Raw genomic sequence first — 25,936 nt, forward strand, 5'->3', positions numbered from 1 at the left:
ACGCCGTCCTTGATGCGAGCGTGTCCATGCCGGTGACCATCTGCTGGTCGGCGGAGCCGTACCGGAAGCCCGAGGTGGCCGATGTCACGTCCTCACATCTCCACGGTGGGGCTCGCTGGAAGGGCGACGCCGCGCAGGTAGGCGGTGAGGATGGATTCCGGAGAGATGGTCTCTCGGATGATCGTTCGCTGGAACACCAGGGAATCCGTGAGGGAGATCAGCTCCTCGACCCGTTCGTCGGAATCTGGCAGACCTGCCCTGGCGAGCAACGTCGCTGTCACTTCTCGGGTGATGGCGTGGACTTCGGACTGTGTCGTCAGCTTTCCTCGAAGTAGTGGTACGTCATCGAGTTCGAGAATGAGTGCGTAGCGGGCCCTCATGTCGTCGCGGCGGTCCGCGAGCGTCTCGACGAGTGCGGTGATCACACCCGCAAGCTCAGCGATGCTCAGTTGGCGTTCACTCCGGGACGTTGCGTTCAGCGAGTCCGCAGCTTGCTTGGCGTCAGCTATCGCGCGTTCGGCCAGCGTGTCGACGATGAGTTCGAGTAGCGCAAGCCGGGTTCTTGCGTGGTGCGAGGTCGCCCCCTGTGGAATCCCTGCCGCTTTGTCGACGCCTCGGTGCGTGAGCGCGCGAAGGCCATCGCGGGCAATGATTTGAATGGCGCTGTTGGCGATCAGTTCCCGGCGCTCATGGCCACCGGCTGCTCCTGTAGACACAACCCGATGCTACAGGTGTAGCGTGTTGAACATCTGGCGCTACAGATGTAGCGCCAGCCGTGCGCGGGTTGCCGTCCCTATCGCACGACGTGGAGAAAGTAGTCAGACGAGGAGGGTGCCCGATGCTGATCGATTTCGTTCCCGACGAGACCCTGTACCCGTTCGAGTCACGCTGGTTCGACTCGTCAGCCGGTCGAGTGCACTACATCGACGAGGGGGCCGGGCCGCCGATTCTGTTCTGCCACGGCTCCCCGACGTGGAGCTTCCTCTACCGCCACATCGTGAAGGGCCTGCGCGATCGGTACCGGTGCATCGCCATCGACTACCTGGGCTTCGGATTGTCGGAGCGGCCCGCCGATTTCGGCTACAGGATCGCCGAACACACGACGGTCCTCGGCGAACTGATCGACCATCTTCAACTGGACGACCTCATCCTGATGGGGCAGGACTGGGGTGGACCCATCGGACTGGGCGCGGCAACCGCGCGGGCGGATCGAGTCAGAGGGATCGTGTTGGGCAACACGGTGTTCTGGCCGATCGAGCCACTGGCGAATCGGGCTTTCAGCGTGATTCTGGGCAGTCGCCCCATGCAACGGCGCATACTCGAGCGGAACCTCCTCGTGGAGCGCTTCCTACTCGGGGAACTCGGCGGCAAACTCACCGAGGCAGAGGCAGACCACTACCGCATGGTGCAACCCACGGAGGTAGCACGACGTGGACTCACGGTCATGCCCAAGGAAATTCGCGCCGCACGTCCGCTGTTGGACCAACTCGCCCAAGACGTGCCCGCCCTACTGGGGCACAAGCCGACTCTCGCAGTATGGGGGATGCGGGATGTGGTGTTCCGCCCGAAAGCGTGTCTCCCGCGTATACATGACGCATTCGCCGACCTCGACGTCGTCGAGCTACCCCGTGCACAGCATTTCATCCAGGAACAGGCACCAGGCGAGATCATCTCGGCCATCGTGAATCGGTTCCCGTGAGTCTTCGTGGCGGCCGGACGCTCCCCGAAACAACCAGGTGACGAGCGTGGCGGACCGCGGAGGTCTCAGCCGGCTGTCACCGGGGCGGAGGCGAGGGCGGCGGCCAGGTGGCGGGCCTGCTGTAGCCACTGGGCGCGGGTCCGATCGCCTCGATCAGGTCACTGACGGGTCAGCCACTCCGACAACCGCGTCTGCGCGAGGCGCGCGCCCGCACCGGGCAGCAGCTCGCGGTCCGGCGCCGCCCCGAAATATCGCGCCTGCGGATCGGTGATCACCTCGCGCGGATCGTGTCGTGCGGCCAGCACGGTGCGGATCCACTGGTCGAGGCCGAACACCTCCGGCCCCGCCACCTCGACGGCGCCGTTCAGCGGGGCGCCCACCGCGGTTTCTCCGACGGCGGCCGCCACTTCTTCGGCGGCAATCGGTTGCACACCGGCACCGGGCAGCCGCACCTTGCCGTCGGTGGTCGCGGAATCCGCTATGCTCCCGGCGAATTCGAAGAACTGGGTGGCGTGCACGAGCGAGTACGGCAGGCCCGAACCCTCGATCAGCTCCTCCTGCGCCACCTTCGCCCGGAGGTATCCGGACTCCGGCAGCCGGTCGGTGCCCACCACCGACAGCGCCACATAGTGACCGACGCCGGCCTCGCGGGCAGCGTCGAGCAGATTCGCGGTAGAGGTCCGGAAGAACGTCATGACATCGTCGTCGGCGAACGACGGCGAATTGGAGACATCGATCAGAACGTTCGCGTCCCGCAGCACCTCCTTCACTCCCTCACCGGTCAGCGTGTTCACACCCGTGCTCGGGGCAGCCGGAACCGCTTGATGGCCCTGCTCATTCAGCCGTGCGACGAGCTTCGAGCCGATCAGACCGGTGCCTCCGATGACGACGATCTTCATGCTCATTCCTTCCGTTCGGGAATTCCTTCAGGGTGAGCGAGATTCCCCTCCAGTCAGGACAGGAGGGGCGGCGATTCCGTCGCAGCACCTCCTGTCGAGTTGCCGTTTCCAACGTGAGTGACCTGTGTCAGCCTGCCCGCCGACCTCGCCCGACGGCAGCAAGCTGTCGTCGGCCGAGGTCTGGCTTGGTCATTTCAGGGTAGGCCGGTGACCATGCAGATCACAGCGATCCGAGCCCGGGCCGCGGCCGGTCGCGACCAGTGAGTCCGCGCTCAGCTCAGCGCCCTGAGGCTCTCCACCCTGCTCAGGATCGGTGACCGCCACGTCTCGAGATCCTCTGGGCCGTTCTCGGCCCACAACTCGTGCAGCTCCGATATGTCGCTGTCAGCGATCACGCGTTCGAGCGTCGTGACGATCCAGGCACGCTGCGCCGGGGTCAAGGACCCTACATACGTTGCGGCATCGATGCCGTCGAGCTGCGGCGGTGACGGCCGGAGTCCGTGTGCCACCGCGACGACCTCCGCAAGCGCGATGGCGGCCTCCGCGTCGTGCGACTCGACGTAGTCCTCGTCGGCGTGCCGACAAAAGTCGTCGATGTCGAAGTCACCGGCCCGAAGGGCGGCTAGCAGGTCGAGCGCACCGTCGTTCTCGAACGGTCCCGAACCCCAAGTCCCCATTCCTCACTCCTCCTGATCCGCGGGCTGCTCCGCCCGTCGTGCCGACCCTACGATCGAGCACCGACGGTGCACCGAACCCTCGCGCCCTCAGTCGGGGCACCTGGTGCCGATCACGACGGTGGCGCCGGTCTCGTCCGAGCGGGCGACCCGGGGTGTCAGTCCACCGAGGACGAAGGCGTCGAGTGTCAACGGCGCCTGCCGGTCGCTCGTCTCGATCAACAGGTGCCCGCCCGGCGCGAGCCAGCGGGTGGCTTCGGCGGCGACCCTGCGCTGGATGTCGACGCCGTCGGTACCACCGTCGAGCGCCACCATCGGCTCGTGGTCACGGGCCTCCGGTGGCAGCATCCCGATCGAGCCGGTTGGCACGTAGGGCGCGTTTGCCACCAGGACGTCGACCCGCCCGCGCAGGGACCGGGGCAGCGGCTCGTAGAGATTGCCCTCGTACACCCGGGCCTCCGCGGCATTGCGGCGCGCGCATCGGACGGCCGCCGGATCGACGTCGACGGCGTGCAGTTCGATGTCACCCCTGGCCGCGGTCAGCGCGACGCCCACCGCGCCGGACCCGCAACAGAGATCGACGACGACCGCCCGACTGTTGGCGACGGCGGTCGCCTGACGGGCGAGGAACTCGGTGCGCCTGCGGGGCACGAAGACCCCCGGGTCCACGGCGATCCGCAGCCCGCAGAACTCGGCCCAGCCGAGGATCTGTTCGAGGGGCAGGCCCGCGACGCGGCGGTCCACCATGGCCGCGAGCTCGTCGGGGGTCGCGGCGGCGGCAGCGAGCAGGCGCGCCTCGTCCTCCGCGAAGACGCAGCCGGCGGCGCGCAGCCGGGCGACGATGAGGGATTGCGGGCACAGCGATGAGATTGCAGACATGGGAACGCCTTTCGGAATGCCGATGGGCGCTCTCGCGATCACCTACGCCGGTCGGACCGCACACGGTGAGAGCACCCGGGTTGCCACAACGAACACCGGTCTCACCTCCTCGGTCGGACGACTACTGCGGACGCGAACGATACCCGAGTCACGACCGCGCGGCCACCGACATTCCGAGAGCCGCTTGAGCCGCGTCACACTTGGTTGTGCACAACTTAACTGTGCACTACCTTCAGTCTCGTGACCGACGAACTCGCCCTCGACCGCCAGGTGTGCTTCGCCCTGTACTCGGCCTCGCGCGCCGCCACCGCGGCGTATCGCCCACTCCTGGAGGACCTCGGCCTCACCTACCCGCAGTACCTGGTGATGCTGACGCTCTGGGAACGCGACGGCCGCGGGGTCCGCGAGATCTGCGCGGAGCTCGGCCTGGACACCGGCACCCTCTCGCCCCTGCTCAAGCGGCTCGAAGGCCTTGGACTCATCGAGCGCAGGCGCCTGAGCACCGACGAGCGCCGTGTGGAGATCCACCTGACCGCCACCGGAGCGGCCCTGCGCGGCCGCGCACAGGACATCCCCCGCCGGCTCGCCGGTTCCACCGGAATGTCCGAGTCCGAGCTGGCAGCCCTCCGGGAGGCCCTGGTCCGGGTCACCCACGCATTGCAGGACAGCACCCGAAACTGACCCCAACCAACCCGTTCCCCCACCCCACCCCAAGGAGAAAAAGATGAAGGCGCTCTACACCGCAGAAGCCCTTGCCACCGGCGATGGACGCAACGGCCACGCCCGTTCCTCGGACGGCAGGCTCGACTTCGATCTCGCCATCCCGGCCGCGATGGGCGGCACCGGCGACGGCACCAACCCCGAGCAGCTGTTCGCTGCCGGCTACGCGGCCTGCTTCCACTCCGCGCTGCAGCTGGTAGCCCGCCAGGCCAAGGCGAACGTCGCCGACTCGGCGGTCGGTGCCCGGGTCGGCATCGGCTCGCTCGACGGCGGCGGATTCGGGCTCGAGGTCACCCTCGAGGTGTCGCTGCCGCACCTGGCTCGCGCCGAGGCCGAGGACCTGACGGCGAAGGCACACCAGGTCTGCCCGTACTCGAACGCCACCCGCGGCAACATCGAGGTCACCCTCGTGGTGGCGGAGGCCGACGAATAGTCCTCGCCGGCAAGGAGATCAGGACCGGCGGGCGAAGATCCGTTCCCACACGGCGGGATCGGTGCGCGGACCGCTCGGGGTGTCCGACCCGTACCTCTCGATCTCGCCGTCGATGTCGAGGGGGCGCGTCGGCGGCATGCCCGGCACCAGCTCCTCCTCCACCCGGTCGTCGGGAACGAGCCAGCACACCTCGAACTCGATGCCGTCCGGGTCCCGCGCGTACAGGGCCTTGGTCGACCCGTGATTGCTCGCACCGGTCAGCGCCCCCGCCTCGATGAGCTTCTCGCGCATCGACGCCAGGTCGGTGAGGGTGTCCACCTCCCAGGCGAGATGGTAGAGCCCGACGTCGCCCTGGCGGGCACGGTTCGGCCCGCTCGGACTCTGGAACAGGCCAAGGTCGTGATCGTTGGCCGAGTTCGCGGCCTGCAGGAAGGCCGCACCCGGGAATCCCCCTGACAGCGGGCGGAATCCGAGTACGTCCTGGTAGAACGCCAGGCTGCGCTCGAGGTCGGACACGAACAGAACGGCATGGTTCAGTCGGCGAATCGCCATGTGTGTGCTCAGCTTTCGAATGAGTAGGTGACGCCGGTGAGACGCTCGGACTCGCCCCACAACGCCCGGGCCACCGTCTTGTCGCGCGACTTCGTCGAGGAACCGACCACCTTGGGGTAGCCGCGCTGTTCGAAGGGCCCGTCGGGCCCGAAGTAGGTGCCACCCGACACGTCCGGGGCCGTCGCGGCATACAGCTCGGGCAGGGCGCCCATCTCCGCGCTCTGGGCCATCAGGTCACCGACGACCATCAGCCGGTCCCAGATCGACTGGGTATGACCCTGCAGGCCGGTGGACGCGTAACCGGGGTGGGCGGCAACGGACTTGACACCCGATCCCGACTGGGACAGGCGGCGGTCGAGCTCGTACGCGAACATCAGGTTGGCCAGCTTCGACTGTCCGTACGCCGGCCAGCGGCGGTAGGTGCGGCGCTGGTAGTTCGGGTCGTCGAGATCGATGCTGCCGAGCCGGTGAAAGAGGCTCGACATCGTGACGACGCGGTCTGTGATCCGGTCGAGCAGCAGCCCGGTCAATGCGAAGTGACCCAGATGATTGGTGCCGAACTGCGTCTCGAACCCGTCGGCGGTGGTGCCCTTCGGCACGGCCATCACACCGGCGTTGTTGATCAACACGTCGACCTTCTCGAGGCCGGCGGCGAACTCGCGTACCGACGCCAGGTCCGCCAGGTCGAGGCGCCGCACCTGCGCGTTCTCGCCGATCTGGGCGGCGACGGCACCCCCCTTGTCGACGTTGCGGCAGGCCAGGATCACGGAGGCGCCCGCGGCTCCGAGGGCGCGCGCCGCGACCTCGCCCAGCCCGCTGTTGGCGCCGGTCACCACGAAGGTGCGGCCGGTCTGGTCCGCGATGTCGCGAGCTGTCCATTTCCCCATACCGCCAGACTACTGTCGCGTCCGCCCCTGCTCCACGAGAATGTTCCGGCGACCGGGAGACCGACGCACTATCGTGCCAACGCATGACGGACAAGACACTTGGGCTGGCCGTGATCGGCACCGGCTTCGGCTGCATCACCCACGTACCGGCGTTCCGGGACGCCGGATTCGAGGTACGCGCGCTCGTCGGCCGCGATCGGGCCCGCACGGCGGACCGTGCCGAGCGCATGGGGATACCGCACGCCGCGACCTCCCTCGACGAGGCCCTCTCGGTCGCGGACATCGACGCCGTCACCATCGCGACACCCCCGCACACCCATGCGGCACTGGCCGTCGAGGCCGCCGAGCGCGGCCTGCACGTGGTGTGCGAGAAGCCGTTCGCGGCGGACCTGACCGAGGCAAGGGCGATGCTGGCCGCCGCCGAGAAGTCCGGCGTCGTACACATGGTCGGCACCGAGTTCCGGTACGCGAGCCCCCAGGCGCTGCTGTCCCGGCAGATCCGCAGCGGCGCGATCGGTGCCCCGCGCCTCGCCACCTTCCTCATGCACCTGCCACTGTTCGCCGCCGAGGGCAGTGAGGCGCCCGGCTGGTGGACCGACGCGAGCAGTGGCGGCGGCTGGCTCGGCGCGCAGGGCACCCACATGATCGACCAGATCCGCAGCACCCTTGGCGAGTTCGAGATGGTCAGCGCCGGGCTCCCTGTCGTCGCCGACCGCGGCCAGAGCGCGGAGGACTCCTTCACCGTGCACTTCCGCACCACCAGCGGCGTCGACGGTGTGCTGCAGAGCACGGTCGGCGCATGGGGGTCGCTGCTGATGACCACCCGCATCGCAGGCACGCTCGGCACCCTGTCGATCAACGGCGACAAGGTATTTCACGCCGACGCGACGGGCGAGCGCGAGGTTCCGATGCCCGCCGACCTGACCAACCCGGCCCCACAGCCGCCGCCGCACGACCTCTTCCAGACCACCTACGACTGGATGCACTCGACCGGACTGGATCGGGCCCCGTACGCCCGGCTCGCCGACGCGTTCCGCAGGCGCATCCTCGGGCAGGCCCCCGACCCGAACGAGCCCGCGGCGGCGACCTTCCACGACGGTGTCGCGGGACAGGCTGTGCTGGACGCGATTCGCCGCTCGGCACGCGAGGGGCGGTCCGTCCTGGTCGAGGCCCCCTAGCCGGCCGATCCTGGCCCGCCACCGCGCGACCGCCTACCCTCCGAGGGGTGTCCGCTGCCCCACTCCCCGTTCGCGACGGCCTCAACCCCACCCGGCTGAGGCTGCCCGAGCGCGGCCCATGGAGCACGGTGATGGAGTATCTGCTCGCCCGGTTCCCCGACGATGCGGCTCGGTTGCGGGAGAAGGTCGCGCTGGCAGAGGTGGTGGGCGGGGACGGGGTCCCGGTCACCGCCTCGACCGCGTTCGCGCCCCGCTCGTTCGTGTACCTCTACCGCGACCCTCCGGTCGAGACCCGGGTGCCGTTCGAGATCGAGATCCTGCACCGGGATCGGGACCTGCTGGTCGTGGACAAGCCACACTTTCTGGCCAGCACTCCGCGGGGCAGGCACATCGTGGAGTCGGCGCTGGTCCGGCTGCGCCGCGACCTGGATCTCCCCGAGCTCACCCCCGCGCATCGCCTGGACCGCGTGACCGCGGGCGTGCTGGTGTTCACGGTCCGGCAGGAGGCCAGGCGCGCGTACCAACTGCTGTTCGAACAGCGACTGGTGACCAAGGAGTACGAGGCGATCGCCGGATTCGACCAAGCACTGACGCTGCCGCGGACCGTGCACAGCCGCATCGTGAAGGAACGCGGGATGCTCCAGTGCAGCGAGGCACCGGGAGAACCGAACGCCCACACCCGCATCGAGCTGCTCGAGGCCCGCGGCGACCTGGCCCGCTATCGGCTGCTGCCGAGGACCGGGAAGATGCACCAACTGCGGGTTCACCTGAACTCACTCGGCATCCCGATCGTCGGCGACAATTTCTACCCACTGCTGTATGACGTTGCGCCGGAGGACTATTCGAACCCGCTGCAACTCCTGGCCCGCTCGGTCGAATTCGCCGACCCGCACACAGGCGAGACGAGACGCTTCGTCAGCGAGCGGCGCCTGTCCGCCTGGGAGCGGACCGGCCCACCCAACCCTTAGCGAATTGCCAAGGAGCGCACACCGTGCGCTCACAGATCTCCGCCACCATCGGTATATCGGAAGAACCCGAACCGCCGGACACCCCGACGGATCCGCACACCGATCGGAGCCCGAGATGACCGACCTCTGCATGATCCTCCAGCGCGCGGACGACACCGCGAACCTCTTCACGGATCGCGACTTCCTCGAGGCCGTCGCGCGGGCCGCGAACCTCCGCCAGGCCCACACCCTCGCCGAGCTGCTGACCACCACCGGCCACGACGAGGACGCCGACCTGTTCCTGGCCGCACACGCCGCGTCCTGCCTGACGGATCTGCCGGACGCGGCCTGAGATACCGGCGAACCCACAGGTAGGCGGCCTACTACGCATCGTAGTGGAGTGCGTCACAATACTGGCATCTCAGATGCAAGTTAAATACCGTCGGGTCATGACCCTCTCCCCCGCATCCACCGAAGTCATCAAGGCGACCCTCCCCGCCGTGGGCGCTGCCATCGAGGACATCACCGCGCTCTTCTATCCGAAGATGTTCGCCGCCCATCCCGAACTCGAACGCGATCTGTTCAATCGGGGCAACCAGAAGCAGGGCCAGCAGCAGAAGGCCCTCGCAGGCGCGATCGCCGCGTTCGCCGCGCTGCAGGTCAGCCCCGACGCCCCGCGCACGGAACTGATCATGTCGCGGATCGCGAACAAGCACGCCTCACTCGGAATCACCGCGGACCAGTACGTGATCGTGCACAAGTACCTCTTCCAGGCGATCGTGGAGGTCCTCGGCGATGCCGTCACCCCGGAGGTCGCGGCCGCCTGGGACGAGGTCTACTGGCTGATGGCCGACACCCTGATCGGACTCGAGGCGGACCTCTACTCCGCGTCCGGGGTCGAGGCGGGCGACGTCTGGCGCCGGATGGTGGTGGGCCGACGCGTCCTCCAGTCCGCGGACACCGTCACCTTCATCCTCGAGCCGGTCGACGGCGAACCCCTGCCCGCGTACCGGCCGGGACAGTACGTCTCCGTCGGCGTCCGGCTGCCCGACGGCGCCCGCCAGATCCGGCAGTACAGCCTGGTCGGGGCACCGTCGGAGTCCGAGTGGCAGATCAGCGTCAAGGCGGTCCCGGCGCAGACGCTGCCCGACGGCTCAGCGGCGCCGGCAGGCGAGGTCTCGAACCACCTGTACCGCAACCTTTTCGAGGGCGACGAGGTATCCGTGTCGCTGCCCTTCGGCGACCTGGTCCTCGAGGACGACGACGCTCCCCTGCTGCTGGTGTCCGCCGGGATCGGCTGCACCCCGATGATCGGGATGCTCAACCACCTCGCCACCACCGGCGACCCGCGCCCGGTCTCCGTGCTGCACGCCGACCGCTCCCCCGCCCAGCACGCGCACCGGGCGGAGCTGGCCGAGCTCGTGCAGCGGATCCCGTTCGCGATGATGCACCAGTGGTACGAGGACCTGGGCACACGGGCCGCGGGCGACACCACGCACCTCGGTAGGGCGGACCTGTCCGCCATCTGGATCGAGCCGGGCACCCAGGTCTACCTGTGCGGGCCGCTGCCGTTCATGCTCTCCGTCCGCGAGACGCTGATGGAACGCCAGGTCCCGGCCGAGCACATCCACTACGAGGTGTTCGGCCCGGACAGCTGGGTAGCGGCGGGCTGACCGACCGCGCGGCGGCAGGCGGTACCGCTGGCCGCCGACGCCGGTCAGCTCGATCGGCGACTGCGGCAGCACCGACGAACGGACCACGGCACCGGCCGCGAGATCGACCGCATGGATCGATCTCGCGGCCGGATCGCTGATGTAGGCCGTGCCGCCGTCGACGAACAGGGCGGGCCGCGGCGACTGCCACTTCTCCGGCTCGGACCAGGCACCGAGCACCGGTATCCGGTTGATGACAGCCCCCGTGTTCTGGTCGATCACGTGCAGGATGCCATCGGTGCCCAACACCAGCGCCTCGCCGCGCGGGCCGCGGCCGAGGGACCGGAAGGTGTAGCTGGTGCCGAGGTCGACGGGCGTCATCACGGCGGTCGTCGTGTTGACCAGCATCACTCGCTGCGGTCGTTCGAGTTCGGCGTCGCGGTCCGTCTTGTAGTCACCAGCACCACGTCGGAGCTGTCCGCGCCTGCCTGGTTGCCGATCCGGCCGTAGGCGTCCGGGCTCGAGATCTTCGTGACCGCGCCGTCCCGGTAGACGAGCACCCCGTCCTGGCACCCGAACACGACGACCCCGTTCGCGGCCGTGGCCTCGCCGTGCACGCCGGGGCACTGTTCGTTGCGGGTGACCTCCCGGCGCTCCCGGTCGAGGACGACGATGCCGGCGCGGACCTTCTCGTCACCGAGCGTGGTGATCAGTCCGCCGTTCTCCAGTTCCACCGCAACCCCGTGGTGCGGCATGGCGGTGGTATGGCTGTCCACCACCGGTTTCCCGTCCGCCAGCTCTTGCGGATCGAACATCTCGACCAGCCCGGACCCGTCGTGGAACAGGGCGGTGCGACCGGCGTGCCGGACCACATGACCGGGCTTGTTCGCGGCGAACTCGGTGCCGGTGAACGCCGGGGGCGCGGTGTAGTGATGCGAGTGGTCGCCATGCGGCTCGGACCAGGTCCCGGCGTCGAGCACCTCGAAGGCGTCACCGGACGTGACGAGGACGTGCCTGCCGTCTCCCGCGGGGTTCAGCCGGATGAAGCCGTCGACGGGCACCTGCCCGACCACCGCGAGACTGTGGGCGTCGAGCACCAGCACGCCACCGTCATAGGACACCGCCAGGCGGGGTGTCGCACCCGAAGCCTCCACCGGCGCAGCGGTTTCGGATTCTCCGGCCGCGGCGGCCTGCTCGTGAGGGGCGATCCCGGACGAGCAGCCGGCGAGCACGGCGGTCGCGAGGACGGCGGATACCGCCACGACGCGAACACGAGGAGTTGAGGTCTTGGTCATGTCGGCCAGCATCGGCCTTATTGCAAATGATTGTCAAAGTATATAATGCGCATGTGCGCATTCATTCGCACGAAACCCTTTCCCCGGGAGCGCATTTGACATCGAGCCACCACCCTCCCTAGGTTTCTGGAAATCATTTCCATGTGGGTTGGTGCCGCGCGTCCCCTGGCCGCGGCCGATGAAGGGGATTCGATGAGCAAGTTCCGTAGTGCCGGCGTCGGTGCTGCCGTGGTGGCGATCGGCCTGATGTCGACCGGTGCGGCGCATGCCGACACGTTTGTGCCGCTGCCGGACGGGCAGAAGGCCGGGCCGGGTGCGGTTGTCGGGCGTACCGGCGAGAGTGTCCTGATCTCCCCGTCGCTGGCCGCCAACGGTGCCGGCCGCACCGCGTGGGTCTCGGGCACGGTCACCGCCGATGTCACCGGCGTCTCCGGTGAGGGTGAGGCGGGTCCGTGGAACGGTGCCACCAACGACAAGGGCACCAACAACTCGTCCACGCACGGGGTCTCGCGGATCAGCACCGGGTACATCGTGGGCTGCCAGGTCGACATCACCGGCCTCGGTGGGTCCATCGGGATGGGTGTGAGCATGGACGGCCCGTCGATCTCCGGTTCGCTGACCGTGCCGGTCTCGGCGGGGCAGGTCAAGTTCGTCGGGGTGGCGGGCAAGGACATCAAGAAGAACGGCAAGTACGCCGTGCAGTACCAGGACACCCAGATCGAGATCCAGAACTGCGGCGGTTACGCCCAGGCCCGGTCCTACACGGTCGTCGAGATCGTCGGCAACGACTACTCCAAGACCACCCTGTACGGCCAGCCGTTCAGCATCGGCTGACACGCGCGCCTCTCCGCTCTTCCCTTTCGCCCATCCCTTTTGCTCGCGGTGACGCGAGCTGACCGACCCTGAACAGGGGAAACATGAACGTCTCCAGCACCGGCCTGCGTCGCGGGCTCAAGACCGCCGCGCTCGGCAGCGCCGCCGCCATCACCCTCGGCTTCTTCTCCGCCGGCGCGGCCAACGCCGACACCCTCGTCCCGCTGCCCGGCGGCACCATCACCAAGACCCTCACCGACGGCACCGTCGTCACCGTCACCATGACCGGCGAGTCCGCCAACATCTCCGGCTCCATGGGCGCGACCCCGCTGCACCGCAACGTGTGGGTCTCCGGCTCTGCGAAGGTCGAGATCTCCGGCGGCTCCGGCGCCGAGGGCGGCGACATCGAGCCCGGCTACATCGTGGCCTGCCAGCTCACCCTCGGCGGCGAGACCGGCCACAACGCCGGCGGCGGCACCACCTGGGCCAACGAGGACGGCGACGCCAAGATGACCGCCGACAGCGCAGGCAACATCTCCATCGGACCCGGCGAGGCCGCCAGCTTCTCGGTCCTCGACCTCGAGGAAGCCGACGACTTCGGCGGCGAGTCCCACTCCGGTGAGCACTCCTTCGAGGGCGCCACCGGCAGCGTCACCTGGGCCGACTCCACCATGGGCGTCGAGGGCTGCGCCGGCTACGCCCAGGCCCGCTCCTACGTCAACGTCACCGTCGACACCGAGAACGTCAAGGGCACCGTCACCCTCTGGGGTCAGCCCTTCAGCATCGGCTGACCACTCGCGCAGGTGGCGACGCCGCGGCGGCACCGGACTCCGGGCGGTCGCGGCCGAGCCCGCCGCTGTCGTCCGCATGGACCTGCGCGTTGAAATGGGCGCCGATCATGCCCCGCTCGGCCTGCTGGGCCTCACGTAATGATCGTGATCGGCCGGCGTACCGATCGAGCACCGCCCGCAGCACCGGCTGTTCGGCGGTCAGCTCGTTCCATGCGGTGTTCGGCGGGGCACCGTCCTCGATCGCCTGGTCGAGTTTGGCCGCGAGGTGGGTGGTCCATCGATGCTCGAGCGCGAGCAGGACGCCGTCGGGTCCCCCGAACAGCTTCTCCATATCGGGCAGGTCGACGAACAGCCCGGGATCGCCCGGGTCGACCCGGGCCCGCTCCATGACCAGCTGAAGCACGGCCCCGCGTGCATGAAAGTCATTCCAGGACACTGAACTCACCTCCGTATCTGTCGGTACCGATGACGCTACGGAGCCGTCGGGCCAGGTTCGACATGCCAGGGTCGCGACTTCTTCTCCTACCGTGGGTGGAGACCGGGGCCGCCCGTGGCACGATGCCACCGGCCGGATCAGACCTTAGGCTGGCGGGGTGAAGGTGGTAACGGAGTACCTACACCGTCGCATCGCGGTGCTGCCCTACGACTACCCGCCCGCGATCCCGATCGCGGGCGATATCTGCCTGATCGCCGCCGCCATCGTCGCGGTCGCGCAGCGCGGAGCCCTCATCCCACCCGGATGGGCGCTGCTCGGCGGGCTGATCGCGATGAGCGCCTGCCTGTGGCTGACGCTCGGCCTGCCGCTGCCCCACCCCCGGCTGGTGCCCGTCACCCTCATCGCCACCACCTTTGCCGGAACGGCCCTGCTGCTACTGGATCCCGTGCCCAACGACATCGCGCCGTTCATTCTCGTCGTCGCCGGCGCCCAGGTCGCGGCGACGACCCCACCGAGGGTGAGCGTCCCGGTGGCCGTCGCGGCCGGCGCGACGATAGTGGCCGCGGCCGCCTTCGGCAATCTCGAGGGGGTCCCGCAGTACCTCACCGGCGTCGGGCTCGGGTGGATGGTGGGATTCATGCTCCAGACTCAGCTGCGCCTGCTGCAACGGGAGCGTGAAGCCGTGGCCCGCCGCGCCGAGCAGGCCGCGAGCGACGAACGGCGGCGCATCGCCCGCGAGGTTCACGACGTCATCGCGCATTCGCTGAGCATCACCCTGCTGCACCTGACCGGTGCCCGCCGGGCACTCCAGGAGGATCGTGATGTCGACGAGGCGATCGACGCCCTCACCGACGCGGAGCGTCTGGGCAGGCAGGCAATGGCCGACATCCGCCAGACCGTCGGCCTGCTCGACGGCGGGCCCGCCAGGGTCGCGCCCGAGCCCGACATCACCGACATCCCCGAACTCGTCGCAGACTTCGTCCGTGCGGGCGTGCACGTGAAGTACGACCTGTCCGGAAGTCCGGAGGCCGTTTCCGCGGCGACCGGACTCGGCCTGTATCGGATCACCCAGGAATCGCTGGCCAACGTCGTCAAGCACGCACCAGGCGAGCCCGCGAAGGTCCGGCTCCGGGTGGCGGAGGACGCGGTCGTCGTGTCGATCGTCAACGGCACCCACCGGGTGCCGCGACCCGAGCCCGGCGCCGGGTCCGGACTGAGGGGGATGCGGCAGCGCGCCGAGCTCCTCGGCGGCTCGCTGGTCGCGGGACCGGACGCGCACGGGTGGTCGGTGCGCGCCGAGTTCCCGCTCGGGACCGCGATCCGCAACTGCACGCTCGCGCGCAGGATCCCCGGGCTCTCGTGACCGCGCCCGACGTCAAGGTGCTCCTGGTCGACGACCAGGAGCTGGTGCGCTCGGGACTGCGGCGCATCCTGCGACGCAAGGACGGCTTCGTCATCGCGGGTGAGTGCGCCGACGGCGCAGAGGTGCCCGCCGCGGTGGCGCTCCACTCGCCCGACGTCGTGGTGATGGATCTGCGGATGAAGCAGGTCGACGGCATCGAGGCGACGAGGCAGCTGCGATCGACCGATCACCCGCCGCCCGTGCTGGTGCTGACGACCTTCGATGACGACCAGCTGCTCTCCGGCGCGTTGCGCGCGGGTGCCGCAGGCTTCATCCTCAAGGATTCGCCCGCCGAGGAGCTCATCCGCGCCATTCGGACCATCGCCGAGGGCGGTGCGTGCCTCGACCCGGCGGTCACCGAGCGGGTCCTCGCCACCTACCGCACGTCCGCACCGACCCCCGGCAACGGCACCTCCACCCTCGACGAGCTGACCGCACGCGAACTCGACGTGCTGACCCTCATCGGGCGTGGACACACCAACGCCGAGATCGGTCGGGAGCTAGGGATTTCCGGGGTCACCGTGAAGAGTCACGTAGGTCACATCTTCCTCAAGCTCGGGCTTCGTGACCGGGCCGCCGCGATCGTGTACGCCTTCGACAACGGCGTCGTCAGCCCCGGGAGCCGGTGACCGGACGGACAAACGAAAAAACTCCGACCTCGAGTCGAACTCGAAGCCGGAGTCTCATCAAACCACTCGTGGTGGCCAGGGCCGGGATCGAACCGGCGACCTTCCGCTTTTCAGGCGGACGCTCGTACCAACTGAGCTACCTGGCCGGGCGGCACCCGAACCGAATGCCTATCGCGCTGTGCCTTACGGCACTTTGCGACCCTGACGGGACTCGAACCCGCGACCTCCGCCGTGACAGGGCGGCGCGCTAACCAACTGCGCCACAGGGCCTTGCAAAAGTGTTGGTGTCAACAACACTCGATCTTACCGGTCGTACTGTACCCCCTACGGGATTCGAACCCGCGCTACCGCCTTGAAAGGGCGGCGTCCTAGGCCGCTAGACGAAGGGGGCCCACCGAATGTCTCCGGCAATTCCCTCAACGGCTTTCCGTTGGGAGCTGGGATAGCTTAAGACACTGATTCGGAAAAACTCAAATCGTATGGTCAGAGCCGGTTTCTGGCCCATTTTCGGGGGTTTCGGCCACCGTGTCGGCGCGAAGGTCCAGCCAGCCGGTGCGACGCCAGCCCTCGAGCCACTCCTGCGACGCCGTCGCCTCGAGCACGACGGCCAGCGCTTCCTCGAATCGTTCGCGCAGCGGCGTGCTGTCGGTGGTGAGGTCGAGCATGTAGCGCTGGCCGGCCAGTGCCGCGCCGAGGACGCGGGTGAACGTGCCGGGGTCGGCCCCAGGCCGGAGCTGTCCCTCGGCCTGGGCGCGCTGCACGAGTTCGTGCGCCGTCTGTCCCCACACCTGGGAACCACCGGACCGCACCTCGGCGTAGAACTCGGGCTCGACGATCAGCCGGAACTCCGCCTGGACGATGACGTCGTTGGCGAACCGCTCCGCCAGCTCCACGATGATCGAGTGCAGCACCTGGAACGGATCGGCGTCGACGGCCTTCCAGCGATCGTTGGTCTGCGTGTAGTGCTCGAGCGCCGAGGCGAGAACGGCCCGGGCCAGCTCTTCCTTCGACTCGAAATGGAAGTACATCGCGCCCTTGGTGGCGTGCGATCCCTCGAGGATCGTGTTCACCGACGCGGCGGCGTAGCCCCTGCGGGCGAACTCCACCGCAGCGGCTTCCACGATCGCCGCGCGCGTCCTACGTGCGCGTTCCTGTTGACGTGCCATGTGAGCCAGTCGCCTCCGAAAACCGTGCAGCTCTATCCCGTGCCCCGACAGGCCACCAGACGACCTCGTTGTCACCTTATCCCCAATTTGGACCTTTTCGGGGGAACCTCATGCGGATTCCACCTACTTGCGGGTAAGGTATCCAGACCGCAGAACACACCGAGTGGTACGATTCAGCTGGCTCGGGTGCGGCGCAGGGGGTGCGCACCCGAGCCGTTTGCGTTCTCCACGCCGTGCGATTCGGCGCTCGTTCACAGCCAGTCGCGGCGCTTGAAACTCAGCCACAGCCCGGAGGCGAGCCCGACCAGCAGGACAGCGCTCAGCCAGAACCCCTCCGTCTGACCGAAGCCGGGAAACGGGATGTTCTGACCGAAGTAGCCCGTCACCCCGGTGGGAATGGCGATGATCGCGGCCCAGGCGGTGAGCTTCTTCATGATCTCGTTGAGCGAATTGCCCTGCATGGCAAGGTGGGTCGCGAGAATCGACTCGATGGTGTCACGCAGCCCGTCGATTCGTTCGGTGGCGCGCAGGGCATGGTCGTAGATGTCCTGGTAGTAGGGCGTCATCTCGGCGTCGAGCACGTGCGCGCCCTGCCGGAGCAGCGCGCTGAAGGCCTCGTTCATCGGGAGCACCGACCGTGACAGCTGCACCACCGCCTTGCGGAGCGTGAAGCTCTGCAGCTGGACCGCGTTCCTCGACCGTCCCGCGCTCTGTGCGCTGTCCGAGACCAACAGCTCGTCCTCGAGTCCCTGGATCTCCTCGTCCAGGGCATCGAGGGCGATGAAATACCCGTCCACGATCTCGTCGAGGACCGTGTGCAGCAGGAAGCCGACACCGAATCCCGCGAGATCCGGGTTGTCGTCCCAGCCCTCGAGGATCGGGTCGATCGCGAAACGGTCGTCGGACCGGATGGTGATCAGTGCGCGGTCGAGGATGAAGATCGAGATGTCGGTGGCGCTGAGCCGACCGGCCTTCGCATCGAAACGCACAGCGCGCGTGCGCAACATGCTGTGATCGCGGAACCTGACCAGCCGGGGGCGCTGGTGTCCGGTGATCGCTCCCTCCACCGCCAACGGATGCAACGCCACCGCGCCTCCGATCAACGGGGACAGCGCGACGATGTCGCCGACCGACGGGGCCAGCAGATCGACCCAGATGAGCGCGTCCTCGTCCGACCGGTACGAGGCGATCTCGTCCAGCGGCAGATCCGAACCCGCCAGTACCGCCTTCCGGTAGAGCCGGTTTCGGACTTCGCACGACACCTGAACCGGGTCGATTCGCGGCTTCTCCATCAGCCCTCCCATGACCTCCCCGCCATCATCGCGCACCCGGCCGCCAACGGGCGTCGACGCGGCCGAGATCGGCGCGGTCACCGTTGCCGGGGTCCTGTCCTCGCCGACCCGGCGAAGCCACTAGACTTCTGCACCGCGCCCCTATAGCTCAGTTGGTAGAGCTACGGACTTTTAATCCGCAGGTCGTAGGTTCGAGCCCTACTGGGGGCACCACCGGCCCCGCCGGGCAATCGCCCGGCGGGGCCGGTTTCGTCTCGGCGCGTCGATGGCCTTCCGCGCCGGATTGGCGCATGCTCACCCAATGGAACACATGGTCGATCCCCCGGTCCCCCTCTTCAGCCACCCCGAGACCATCAGCCTCACGGGCTCGGCCCCGACGCCGGGGTCGACGCCCGCCCCGCCGCAACCCCTGTTCAGCAGCCCGGCCTCGGGCAAAGCCGGCCTGGACTGAGTGCCTCCCGAATCCGATTCACGGCTCGACACCCACCCACAGCGGGTCCAGAATGGGGACACCGGAAGCGAGTGACGTCACGCTCCGATAGGCCGGTGAGCGTGGCGGCGCACATCAGGGAGGCTGCGATGAGCGATTCCGAACACGTCCGCGAGGTACGCCGCGACATGGTCGTCGTCGCGACCGGGATCGCCCTCGTGATCCTGAGCATGTGGGTGCCGGATCACGGCTACCGGCAGATCACCGGCGCCATCCTCATCCTCGGCCTGCTCGCCTACTCAGCAGGCCTGTGGGCGATGACCACCGAATCGCGGTCGAGCCATTGGGGTCTCATCGCGCTCGGGCTCTTCCTGCTCGCCACACCGCTGGCGATGGACTTCCCCAACGGGACGACCGCGGCCGCGATCGTGTCCGTGGCCGCGGGGGCGATCGTGACCGCGGCGGGGGCGCTCGGCCTCGCGGCCAGGCAGCAGGCCAGCCTGCCGCTCATGCGGACGCGTCAGCGCGTCTGACCTCGACCCTCCGCAGCATCACCACCGAGAGCCAGATCGCGGCGAGCAACAGCGCGCCGACATAGGCCACGGTCGCCGTCCATCCGCCCCACCCGAAGGCGAGGCCGGCACCGGCGGCGGCCAGGCTCGAGCCGAGGTAGTAGGCACACAGGTACAGCGAGGACGCCTCCGCACGGTGCTCGGTGGCGAGCGCACCCACCCAGCCGCTGGCCACCGAGTGCGCCGCGAAGAACCCGCCGGTGAACAGCAGCATGCCGATCAGCACCAGCGCGAGGTGGTCCGGCAGCGTCACCACCAGACCGACCGCGCTCGCACACACCGCCGCCAGGAGCACCCATCGCCTGCCGACCAGGTCGCTCAGCCGACCGGCAACCGCGGCGGTGACCGTCCCCGCGAGGTAGAGCAGGAAGACCGCGCCGACCGCCGCCTCCGTCAGATCGAACGGCGGGGCCAGCAGCCGGAAACCGAGGAAATTGTAGGCGGAGACGAAACCGCCCATCAGGATGAATCCGAGCGCGAACAGCACCCTGAGATCCGGGTTGCGCAGGTGCAGAACGAGGTTGGCCGTGACGGTCCCCCAGCTCACCGGCTTCGGCCGAAAGAAGCGCGACTCCGGCATCGTCATGGCCATCACGACCGCCAGCAGCAACGCGGCCACCGCGGACGCCTCCATCGCCCACCGCCAGGTGCTCATGTCGAGCACCGAGGACGGGATCAGCCTGCCGAGGAGCCCACCGATGGTGGTTCCTGCGACGTACCGGCCCATCGCGGCCCCCAGATCCGTGCCGTGCACCTCCTCGGCGAGATACGCCATCGCCACGGCCGGGATGCCCGCCAGGGCCACCCCCTGGACCACACGACCGACGAGCAGCCATTCGATCGTCGGGCTGAGGGGCAGCACCAGCCCGACGGCGCAGGACAGCACGGCCGACCAGATCATCACCCTGGTGCGTCCGAACCGCTCGGAGAGCACGCTCGCCGGGATGACGGCCAACGCGAGCACGCCGGTGGTCACCGAGACCGCGAGCGCGGCCGTGCCGGGCGGCACCGCGAAGTCCGCTGCCAGCGCGGGCAGCAGCGCCTGCGTCGAGTACATCGAGATGAAGGTGGTCAGCCCGGCCGCGAACAGGGCGAGCGTGGTCCTGGTGTAGCCGGGGGATCCGCGTCGGTGCGGTACGTCTCGCCCCGCGAGTGTCGTCGTCATGGTCATCTGATGGCCTCCGAAGTCCATCCTGACCGGTCCGCGCTTATCGACATAATGAGAGTTTTTGGTGTTCTATATGCGAATAGAACATATGTAGTCGTCAAGGGATCGGACCGACCATGCTCTCCGCCGACCTGAATTGGTTCGTGGTCCTCGCCGAGGAGGGTCAGGTGACCTCCGCGGCCGACATACTGCGTCTGTCACAACCGACGTTGTCCCGCCGGTTGGCCCGGCTCGAGCGACAGCTCGGCGTGGAACTGTTCGACCGTCACGGACGCCGTCTCCGCCTCAACCAGCACGGCCGTTTGATGTTCGAGCACGCCTCGCGCGCCCTGCGGGAACTCACAAGCGCCGAGGAGCGGATAGCCGCCATGACCAGCCCCTCGGCAGGCACCGTGCGACTCGACTTCCTGCACTCGTTCGGCACCTGGCTGATCCCCGATCTGATCCGGGGCTTCCGCGCCGAGGCGCCGCAGGTCCGGTTCGCCCTGCATCAGGGCGCGGCCGGGCTCCTCGGCGAACGGGTCAAGTCCGGCGACGCCGATCTGGCCGTGGTCTCGCCCCGACCGGACGCCGCCGATCTGCAGTGGTTGCTGCTGAGCCGCCAGCCCCTCGCGCTCGCGGTTCCCACCGGACATCGCCTTGCCGGCCGGGCCGCCATCGGCCTTGGTGACGCTGCCGACGAGCCGTTCATCGCCATGCATCCCGACTTCGGCATGCGACGGCTCCTCGACGAGGCCACGGAGGGGGCCGGATTCACGCCCGAGATCGTCTTCGAGAGCAGTGAACTCGCCACGACGACGGGGCTGGTGTCCGCCGGGCTGGGAGTGGCGCTGGTCCCGGTCGCGCAGGGGGCCCGCTGGCCCGACGGGATCGTGGTCATCCCGATCCGCGGCGCGCGTGCGGCGCGTGAGATCGGGATGATCTGGGTCCGGGACCGCCCGCTCACACCGCCGGTCCGGCGCTTTCGCGACTTCGTCGCCCGCCGGGCATGAGCCGCGGGAGTCAGCCCTGCTCGTCCGGGCTCGACGCGACCTCCGCGTCCGTCGCGACCGCTTCTCGGCGTGCCCTTTCCTCCCCGCGCATCCTGGCCAGCTCCGCCCCACGGCGCCGGTAGGACACGCTGCGCGCGACGAACACCGCGAAGGCCAACGCCCCGATGATCGCGCCGACCAGCGACGCACCCCGGAATCCGGGCGCGTCCACGTCGAGGATCCGCTCCCCCGCGTGCGCGGCGGTGTTCCCCCCGAACACCACCGTGAGGGTCAGCAGGTTCGGCAGCGCTGCAATGATTCCCAGGATCACCGCCACCACCTGCACGACGCGGCTGTGCTTCCTGCCGCGGACCCGCCAGGCCAGGTAGAACAGCAACAGCGGCACCGCCGTGCACAGCACGCCGTACATCAGCCCCCATGCGATGCCCCTCGTGAAACTGCCCGACGACAACGCCCCGGCCTGTTGGGCCCACCATCGCGGCAGGAACGCGGCCAGGATGAAGTACGTGATCACCAGGACGACAGCGAGAATCAGCCCGGCGATCACCTTTCTCGCCCAGCCGGGCAGGCCCCCCTTCCCTTCCGGTGCCGTACCGGTGGTGGCGTTCTCCTCGCTCATGTCGCACCGTCCTCCTCGAGACGTCGCATGGTGTCGCCCTCGGCGTGAATCCTGCTCGCATCGCCCGGGTTCCGCCAGCGGCGGACCGTGCGTGTTGTTACCGTGAGTCGAGCACGCGTGACACCCGATCCGATCCCGAGGGAGAGCGCCATGCGAACCTGGGTCCACTTCGTCCTGATGCTGTGCGGGCTCGCTGTCGGCATCGGTGCGTTCCTGCCGATCATGCAGGAAGTCACGCCGACCGAGGTCGAGATCCGCGACCTGATAAACGGATTCCCCGCAGGCTGGGCACTCGAACAACTCGGCGATCAGTCGGTGACGTTCTACAAGTCGATGGCGATGCTGCTGGTGGCCTCGGCGGTGCTCCTCCTGCTCAGCGCGCTCGTCGGCTCGAGGGCGCTCGGCTGGGTCGGCGTCATCGTCGGTGTGATCACCCTGGCCGCGTTCTTCTTTCGGGTCAATGAACGCTTCGGCGACGAGTTCCGCGACAATGCGTCGAACCTGTTGAGCAATCAGATGGGCCTCAATCTCGTTGCGGGCGGGCTCGTCGTGGCGCTGCTCGCGTGCCTCGTCCCGCGCGAAAAGGCCTCCGCGACCGTCTGAATCGACGCGCCGGTCCGCGCGCCGCTCCTCCCAACCTGCCGGAACGGTCACTAGTGTCGGACGCACCCGGACACTCGACAAAAGGGCGTCCACGAAGAGGCGGGCACTCATGGCATCACTTGACGACCTTTTGTCCCAGATCCCGATCAGCCAGATCGCTGCCAAGCTCGGGGTCGACGAGGAGACCGCTACCGCGGCGGTGAAGACGGCCATCCCGACCCTTGTCGGAGGCCTCGAGGCGAACGCCCAAGACCCGGCGGGTGCCGCGTCGCTGGAATCCGCTCTCGCGCAGCACTCCGATCCGGCCCTGCTCACCGGCGGCGTCGACATCGACCAGGTCGATGAGGCCGACGGCGAGAAGATCGTCAACAACGTGTTCGGTGACAACAAGAACCAGGTGATCAGCGCGCTGGGCAACACGGGCGGTGCCGGTGACAGCAACCTCGTCGGCAAGCTGCTCCCGATCCTGGCCCCCATCGTGCTGGCGTTCATCGCCAAGCAGTTCTCAGGAGGCGGCGCGGCGGCGCCCGCGCAGGCCCAGTCCGGCGGCGGCATCGGCGACCTGCTCGGCGGCCTGCTCGGCGGAGGCGGACAGTCCGCGGGCGGCCTCGGAAACGTCCTCGGCAGCATCCTGGGCGGTGCGGGGGGCGGCGGTGCGGCCGGCGGCCTCGGCGACCTGCTCGGCGGCCTCCTCGGCGGCGGGCGCAAGTAGTCAACACGATCTCTACCGAGATGGCGGCGTCCCGATCGGGACGCCGCCATCTCTGTTCTCGGCGGCGGGAATCCGCACGGCATCTCCCCCGACCCGCGCGTGTAACGAAACGCCGGACGGGGCCGATGAGCCGGAAGGGGGCTGACCCATGTCCGGCGGGAAATTCCCAGGCTGTGAGCCTTTCAAACGATTCACAACGTGGTTACGGTCCCGTAGGCTACGTTGAGCCGATTTCGGACGACACTTGGAGGGCATGCGTATGGCCAGGGATCTGACCCAACTCGAACTGCTTCAGGAGCTGGCGCAGGTTGCTGAGGAGAACGTCAATCGGCATATCTCCATGGCCAAGGAATGGCACCCCCACGACTACGTCCCGTGGGACGAGGGCCGCAACTTCGCCGCGATGGGCGGCGACGACTGGGACATCGAGCAGTCGCAGCTCGACGAGGTCGCGCGCGCGGCCATGATCACCAACCTGCTCACCGAGGACAACCTGCCCTCCTACCACCGCGAGATCGCCGAGAACTTCTCGATGGATCACGCCTGGGGCACCTGGGTCGGCCGCTGGACCGCCGAGGAGAACCGGCACGGCATCGTGATGCGCGACTACCTCGTCGTGACCCGCGCCGTCGACCCCGTCGAACTCGAGCGCTTCCGCATGGAGCACATGACCAACGGCTACTCGTCGCTCCCCGACGGCGGCGCCGCAGGCCTGCTGCACTCCGTCTCCTACGTGACGTTCCAGGAACTCGCGACCCGCGTCTCGCACCGCAACACCGGCAAGGCCTGCAACGAGCCCATCGCCGACAAGATGCTGCAGCGCATCGCGGCGGACGAGAACCTGCACATGATCTTCTACCGCAACATCTGCGGCGCTGCCCTCGACCTGGCGCCCGACCAGACGCTGCGATCGATCAACGAGGTCATCCAGAACTTCCAGATGCCCGGCGCAGGCATGCCCAACTTCCGTCGTAACGGCGTACTGATGGCCAAGCACGGCATCTACGACCTGCGTCAGCACCTCGAGGAGGTGGTGATGCCGGTGCTCCGCAAGTGGAACATCTTCGACCGCACCGACTTCACCGCCGACGGCGAGAAGACCCGCGAGGACCTGGCCAAGTTCCTCGAGAAGCTCGAGGGGCAGGCCGTCAAGTTCGAGGAGCAGCGCGACCGCATGCTGGCCCGCGAGGCCGCCAAGCGCGAGCAGCAGGCTTCCTGACAGCGCCAGCTATTCTGTGCCCGGTACCGAAACAGGTACCGGGCACAGCCCTTTCTATCGAGGTATCGAATGTCATCACCCGCCGGCCAGCACCTCCGAATCGGCTCGTTGGAGCTGCGTAGCCCCGTCGTGCTCGCCCCGATGGCGGGCATCACGAACGTGGCGTTCCGCACCCTGTGCCGCGAGCTCGAACTCGAGCGGTCGGGCAGCACCTCGGGCCTGTACGTCTGCGAGATGGTGACCGCGCGGGCGCTGGTCGAGCGCCAGCCCGCGACCCTGCACATGACCACGTTCGGGCCGACCGAGACGCCGCGGTCGCTGCAGCTGTACACCGTGGACCCGGCGACCACCTACGCCGCCGCGAAGATGATCGTCGACGAGAACATGGCCGACCACATCGACATGAACTTCGGCTGCCCGGTTCCCAAGGTGACCAGCAAGGGCGGCGGCGCGGCCCTCCCGTACAAGCGCACCCTGTTCGGCCAGATCGTCGCTGCCGCGGTCCGCGCGACGGAGGGCACCGACATCCCGGTCACCGTGAAGTTCCGGGTCGGCATCGACGACGAGCACCACACCCACCTGGACGCGGGACGCATCGCCGCCGGCGAGGGCGCGGCCGCGGTGGCCCTGCACGCCCGCACCGCCGCCCAGCGGTATTCGGGCACCGCGGACTGGAACGAGATCGCCCGGCTCAAGGAACACGTCACCGACGTCCCGGTCCTCGGCAACGGCGACATCTTCGCCGCGGAGGACGCGGTCCGGATGATGGCGGAGACCGGCTGCGACGGCGTCGTCGTCGGCCGCGGCTGCCTCGGCAGGCCCTGGCTGTTCGCCGAGCTGAGCGCCGCTCTCGCAGGCACCCCCGAACCGACTCCGCCCACCCTCGGCGAGGTCGCGTCCATCATCCGGCGGCACGCAGAGCTCCTGGCCGACCACCACGGCGAGGACAAGGGCCTGCGGGAGCTGCGCAAGCACGTCGCCTGGTATCTCCGTGGCTTCCCTGCCGGGTCGGAGATGCGGGTGGCGATGGCGATGGTGTCCACCCTCACCGAGCTCGACGACCTCCTCGCCCAGCTCGACCCGACGGTGCCCTTCCCCAAGGACGCCGAGGGTCCGCGCGGGCGCCAGGGGTCGCCCGGCAAGGTCTCCCTGCCCGAGGGTTGGCTCGACGATCCGGAGGACTGCCTCGTGCCCGCCGGCGCCGATCTCATGCATTCGGGCGGCTGACCAGTGCAGTCCGATCGCTGCACCGGCACCGATCCTGCGGCGCTATAGCT

At 68.5% G+C, this 25,936-nt stretch carries 29 protein-coding genes, 4 tRNA genes and 1 pseudogene; 19 read left to right on the forward strand and 15 right to left on the reverse strand.

The features are described 5' to 3' along the window. Positions 1-92: 92 nt before the first annotated feature. The gene (locus RM1_RS11740) at positions 93-716 is read right to left on the reverse strand and encodes a TetR/AcrR family transcriptional regulator (protein ID WP_072751514.1); all 624 of its coding nucleotides are present in this window, start codon (positions 714-716) and stop codon (positions 93-95) included. Positions 717-838: 122 nt separating this feature from the next. On the opposite strand from RM1_RS11740, the gene RM1_RS11745 reads away from it, so the two are divergent. Beyond that, entirely contained in the window at positions 839-1,699 is an 861-nt protein-coding gene (locus RM1_RS11745; protein ID WP_072751515.1) for a haloalkane dehalogenase, read from the forward strand. A 158-nt stretch (positions 1,700-1,857) separates the two neighbouring features. Here RM1_RS11745 and RM1_RS11750 read toward each other — a convergent pair whose 3' ends face one another. The 3 genes from RM1_RS11750 to RM1_RS11760 all read right to left on the reverse strand — a co-directional run bounded on the left by RM1_RS11750 (position 1,858) and on the right by RM1_RS11760 (position 4,151). Next, positions 1,858-2,598, reverse strand: a complete 741-nt coding sequence (locus tag RM1_RS11750; RefSeq protein WP_072751553.1) for an SDR family oxidoreductase — start codon at positions 2,596-2,598, stop codon at positions 1,858-1,860. A gap of 272 nt (positions 2,599-2,870) precedes the next feature. Continuing rightward, complete coding sequence (locus tag RM1_RS11755; protein WP_072751516.1) at positions 2,871-3,275, reverse strand: DUF4259 domain-containing protein; 405 nt, start codon at positions 3,273-3,275, stop codon at positions 2,871-2,873. A gap of 87 nt (positions 3,276-3,362) precedes the next feature. Beyond that, complete coding sequence (locus tag RM1_RS11760; RefSeq protein WP_072751517.1) at positions 3,363-4,151, reverse strand: putative protein N(5)-glutamine methyltransferase; 789 nt, start codon at positions 4,149-4,151, stop codon at positions 3,363-3,365. 240 nt (positions 4,152-4,391) lie between these two features. Between RM1_RS11760 and RM1_RS11765 the strand changes: the two genes are divergently transcribed. After that, positions 4,392-4,832 carry a MarR family winged helix-turn-helix transcriptional regulator gene (locus RM1_RS11765; RefSeq protein WP_072751518.1) on the forward strand — a complete coding sequence of 147 codons (441 nt, stop codon included), beginning with the start codon at positions 4,392-4,394 and terminating at the stop codon, positions 4,830-4,832. A 43-nt stretch (positions 4,833-4,875) separates the two neighbouring features. After that, positions 4,876-5,304 (forward strand): organic hydroperoxide resistance protein, encoded by a 429-nt coding sequence (locus RM1_RS11770; RefSeq protein ID WP_072751519.1) that lies wholly within the window; start codon positions 4,876-4,878, stop codon positions 5,302-5,304. Positions 5,305-5,322: 18 nt separating this feature from the next. Here RM1_RS11770 and RM1_RS11775 read toward each other — a convergent pair whose 3' ends face one another. Then, complete coding sequence (locus tag RM1_RS11775; RefSeq protein ID WP_072751520.1) at positions 5,323-5,856, reverse strand: VOC family protein; 534 nt, start codon at positions 5,854-5,856, stop codon at positions 5,323-5,325. A gap of 8 nt (positions 5,857-5,864) precedes the next feature. Next, complete coding sequence (locus RM1_RS11780; protein ID WP_072751521.1) at positions 5,865-6,743, reverse strand: oxidoreductase; 879 nt, start codon at positions 6,741-6,743, stop codon at positions 5,865-5,867. 83 nt (positions 6,744-6,826) lie between these two features. On the opposite strand from RM1_RS11780, the gene RM1_RS11785 reads away from it, so the two are divergent. The 4 genes from RM1_RS11785 (at position 6,827) to RM1_RS11800 (ending at position 10,541) form a co-directional block, all read left to right on the forward strand. Then, positions 6,827-7,921 carry a Gfo/Idh/MocA family protein gene (locus tag RM1_RS11785; RefSeq protein WP_072751522.1) on the forward strand — a complete coding sequence of 365 codons (1,095 nt, stop codon included), beginning with the start codon at positions 6,827-6,829 and terminating at the stop codon, positions 7,919-7,921. Between the two features lie 47 nt (positions 7,922-7,968). Next, positions 7,969-8,889, forward strand: a complete 921-nt coding sequence (locus tag RM1_RS11790; RefSeq protein WP_072751523.1) for a pseudouridine synthase — start codon at positions 7,969-7,971, stop codon at positions 8,887-8,889. Between the two features lie 115 nt (positions 8,890-9,004). Then, positions 9,005-9,220 carry a hypothetical protein gene (locus RM1_RS11795; RefSeq protein ID WP_072751524.1) on the forward strand — a complete coding sequence of 72 codons (216 nt, stop codon included), beginning with the start codon at positions 9,005-9,007 and terminating at the stop codon, positions 9,218-9,220. A 97-nt stretch (positions 9,221-9,317) separates the two neighbouring features. Further along, on the forward strand, positions 9,318-10,541 hold the full coding sequence (locus RM1_RS11800) for a globin domain-containing protein (protein WP_072751525.1): 1,224 nt from the start codon (positions 9,318-9,320) through the stop codon (positions 10,539-10,541). A 30-nt stretch (positions 10,542-10,571) separates the two neighbouring features. On the opposite strand, the pseudogene aztD reads toward RM1_RS11800, so the two are convergent. After that, a pseudogene (gene aztD, locus RM1_RS11810) lies at positions 10,572-11,815 on the reverse strand (zinc metallochaperone AztD); the annotation flags it as partial. Between the two features lie 192 nt (positions 11,816-12,007). Here aztD and RM1_RS11815 point away from each other — a divergent pair. Together RM1_RS11815 and RM1_RS11820 are read left to right on the forward strand one after the other, a co-directional pair. Next, positions 12,008-12,649, forward strand: coding sequence for an MspA family porin (locus RM1_RS11815; RefSeq protein WP_072751528.1), 642 nt, complete (start codon positions 12,008-12,010; stop codon positions 12,647-12,649). Positions 12,650-12,732: 83 nt separating this feature from the next. Next, entirely contained in the window at positions 12,733-13,419 is a 687-nt protein-coding gene (locus tag RM1_RS11820; RefSeq protein WP_072751529.1) for an MspA family porin, read from the forward strand. Here the strand turns inward: RM1_RS11820 and RM1_RS26540 are convergent. Next, positions 13,406-13,855, reverse strand: a complete 450-nt coding sequence (locus tag RM1_RS26540; protein WP_174562945.1) for a hypothetical protein — start codon at positions 13,853-13,855, stop codon at positions 13,406-13,408. The two genes, RM1_RS11820 and RM1_RS26540, sit on opposite strands and share 14 nt — an antisense overlap. A 157-nt stretch (positions 13,856-14,012) precedes the next feature. On the opposite strand from RM1_RS26540, the gene RM1_RS11830 reads away from it, so the two are divergent. Continuing rightward, a complete protein-coding gene (locus RM1_RS11830) occupies positions 14,013-15,218 on the forward strand; it encodes a sensor histidine kinase (protein ID WP_245816246.1) in 1,206 nt (401 codons plus the stop codon). 17 nt (positions 15,219-15,235) lie between these two features. Continuing rightward, positions 15,236-15,886, forward strand: coding sequence for a response regulator transcription factor (locus tag RM1_RS11835; protein ID WP_072751554.1), 651 nt, complete (start codon positions 15,236-15,238; stop codon positions 15,884-15,886). Positions 15,887-15,955: 69 nt separating this feature from the next. Here the strand turns inward: RM1_RS11835 and RM1_RS11840 are convergent. The 5 genes from RM1_RS11840 to RM1_RS11860 form a co-directional block, all read right to left on the reverse strand. Further along, positions 15,956-16,032, reverse strand: a tRNA-Phe gene (locus tag RM1_RS11840). Positions 16,033-16,082: 50 nt separating this feature from the next. Continuing rightward, positions 16,083-16,156, reverse strand: a tRNA-Asp gene (locus tag RM1_RS11845). Positions 16,157-16,204: 48 nt separating this feature from the next. Further along, positions 16,205-16,277: transfer RNA gene (locus RM1_RS11850), tRNA-Glu, on the reverse strand. A gap of 79 nt (positions 16,278-16,356) precedes the next feature. Beyond that, positions 16,357-17,052, reverse strand: coding sequence for a ScbR family autoregulator-binding transcription factor (locus tag RM1_RS11855; RefSeq protein WP_072751531.1), 696 nt, complete (start codon positions 17,050-17,052; stop codon positions 16,357-16,359). Positions 17,053-17,303: 251 nt separating this feature from the next. Then, the gene (locus RM1_RS11860; protein WP_245816248.1) at positions 17,304-18,425 is read right to left on the reverse strand and encodes a magnesium transporter CorA family protein; all 1,122 of its coding nucleotides are present in this window, start codon (positions 18,423-18,425) and stop codon (positions 17,304-17,306) included. Between the two features lie 56 nt (positions 18,426-18,481). On the opposite strand from RM1_RS11860, the gene RM1_RS11865 reads away from it, so the two are divergent. From RM1_RS11865 to RM1_RS11870, 3 genes are all read left to right on the forward strand, one after another. Continuing rightward, positions 18,482-18,557, forward strand: a tRNA-Lys gene (locus tag RM1_RS11865). 88 nt (positions 18,558-18,645) lie between these two features. Beyond that, a complete protein-coding gene (locus tag RM1_RS26400) occupies positions 18,646-18,795 on the forward strand; it encodes a hypothetical protein (RefSeq protein ID WP_169922313.1) in 150 nt (49 codons plus the stop codon). Positions 18,796-18,923: 128 nt separating this feature from the next. Continuing rightward, positions 18,924-19,307 carry an SPW repeat domain-containing protein gene (locus tag RM1_RS11870; RefSeq protein ID WP_072751557.1) on the forward strand — a complete coding sequence of 128 codons (384 nt, stop codon included), beginning with the start codon at positions 18,924-18,926 and terminating at the stop codon, positions 19,305-19,307. On the opposite strand, the gene RM1_RS11875 is transcribed toward RM1_RS11870, so the two are convergent. Then, the gene (locus RM1_RS11875; RefSeq protein WP_072751558.1) at positions 19,282-20,517 is read right to left on the reverse strand and encodes an MFS transporter; all 1,236 of its coding nucleotides are present in this window, start codon (positions 20,515-20,517) and stop codon (positions 19,282-19,284) included. The genes RM1_RS11870 and RM1_RS11875 overlap by 26 nt on opposite strands. Positions 20,518-20,630: 113 nt before the next feature. Between RM1_RS11875 and RM1_RS11880 the strand changes: the two genes are divergently transcribed. Continuing rightward, positions 20,631-21,506: a LysR family transcriptional regulator gene (locus RM1_RS11880; RefSeq protein WP_072751532.1), complete on the forward strand. Its 876-nt coding sequence runs from the start codon at positions 20,631-20,633 to the stop codon at positions 21,504-21,506. A gap of 10 nt (positions 21,507-21,516) precedes the next feature. Here the strand turns inward: RM1_RS11880 and RM1_RS11885 are convergent, their stop codons facing one another. Continuing rightward, a complete protein-coding gene (locus RM1_RS11885; protein ID WP_072751533.1) occupies positions 21,517-22,125 on the reverse strand; it encodes a hypothetical protein in 609 nt (202 codons plus the stop codon). Between the two features lie 150 nt (positions 22,126-22,275). On the opposite strand from RM1_RS11885, the gene RM1_RS11890 reads away from it, so the two are divergent. From RM1_RS11890 to dusB, 4 genes are all read left to right on the forward strand, one after another. Next, positions 22,276-22,728 carry a hypothetical protein gene (locus RM1_RS11890; protein WP_072751559.1) on the forward strand — a complete coding sequence of 151 codons (453 nt, stop codon included), beginning with the start codon at positions 22,276-22,278 and terminating at the stop codon, positions 22,726-22,728. A 109-nt stretch (positions 22,729-22,837) separates the two neighbouring features. After that, positions 22,838-23,440 carry a DUF937 domain-containing protein gene (locus RM1_RS11895; protein WP_072751534.1) on the forward strand — a complete coding sequence of 201 codons (603 nt, stop codon included), beginning with the start codon at positions 22,838-22,840 and terminating at the stop codon, positions 23,438-23,440. Between the two features lie 259 nt (positions 23,441-23,699). After that, positions 23,700-24,659, forward strand: a complete 960-nt coding sequence (locus RM1_RS11900; protein ID WP_072751535.1) for an acyl-ACP desaturase — start codon at positions 23,700-23,702, stop codon at positions 24,657-24,659. A 69-nt stretch (positions 24,660-24,728) separates the two neighbouring features. Next, positions 24,729-25,886 (forward strand): tRNA dihydrouridine synthase DusB, encoded by a 1,158-nt coding sequence (gene dusB, locus RM1_RS11905; protein ID WP_072751536.1) that lies wholly within the window; start codon positions 24,729-24,731, stop codon positions 25,884-25,886. Positions 25,887-25,936 lie beyond the last annotated feature (50 nt).

It is taken from the genome of Rhodococcus maanshanensis NBRC 100610 (genome assembly GCF_001894865.1).
Lineage (GTDB): Bacteria > Actinomycetota > Actinomycetes > Mycobacteriales > Mycobacteriaceae > Rhodococcus_G > Rhodococcus_G maanshanensis.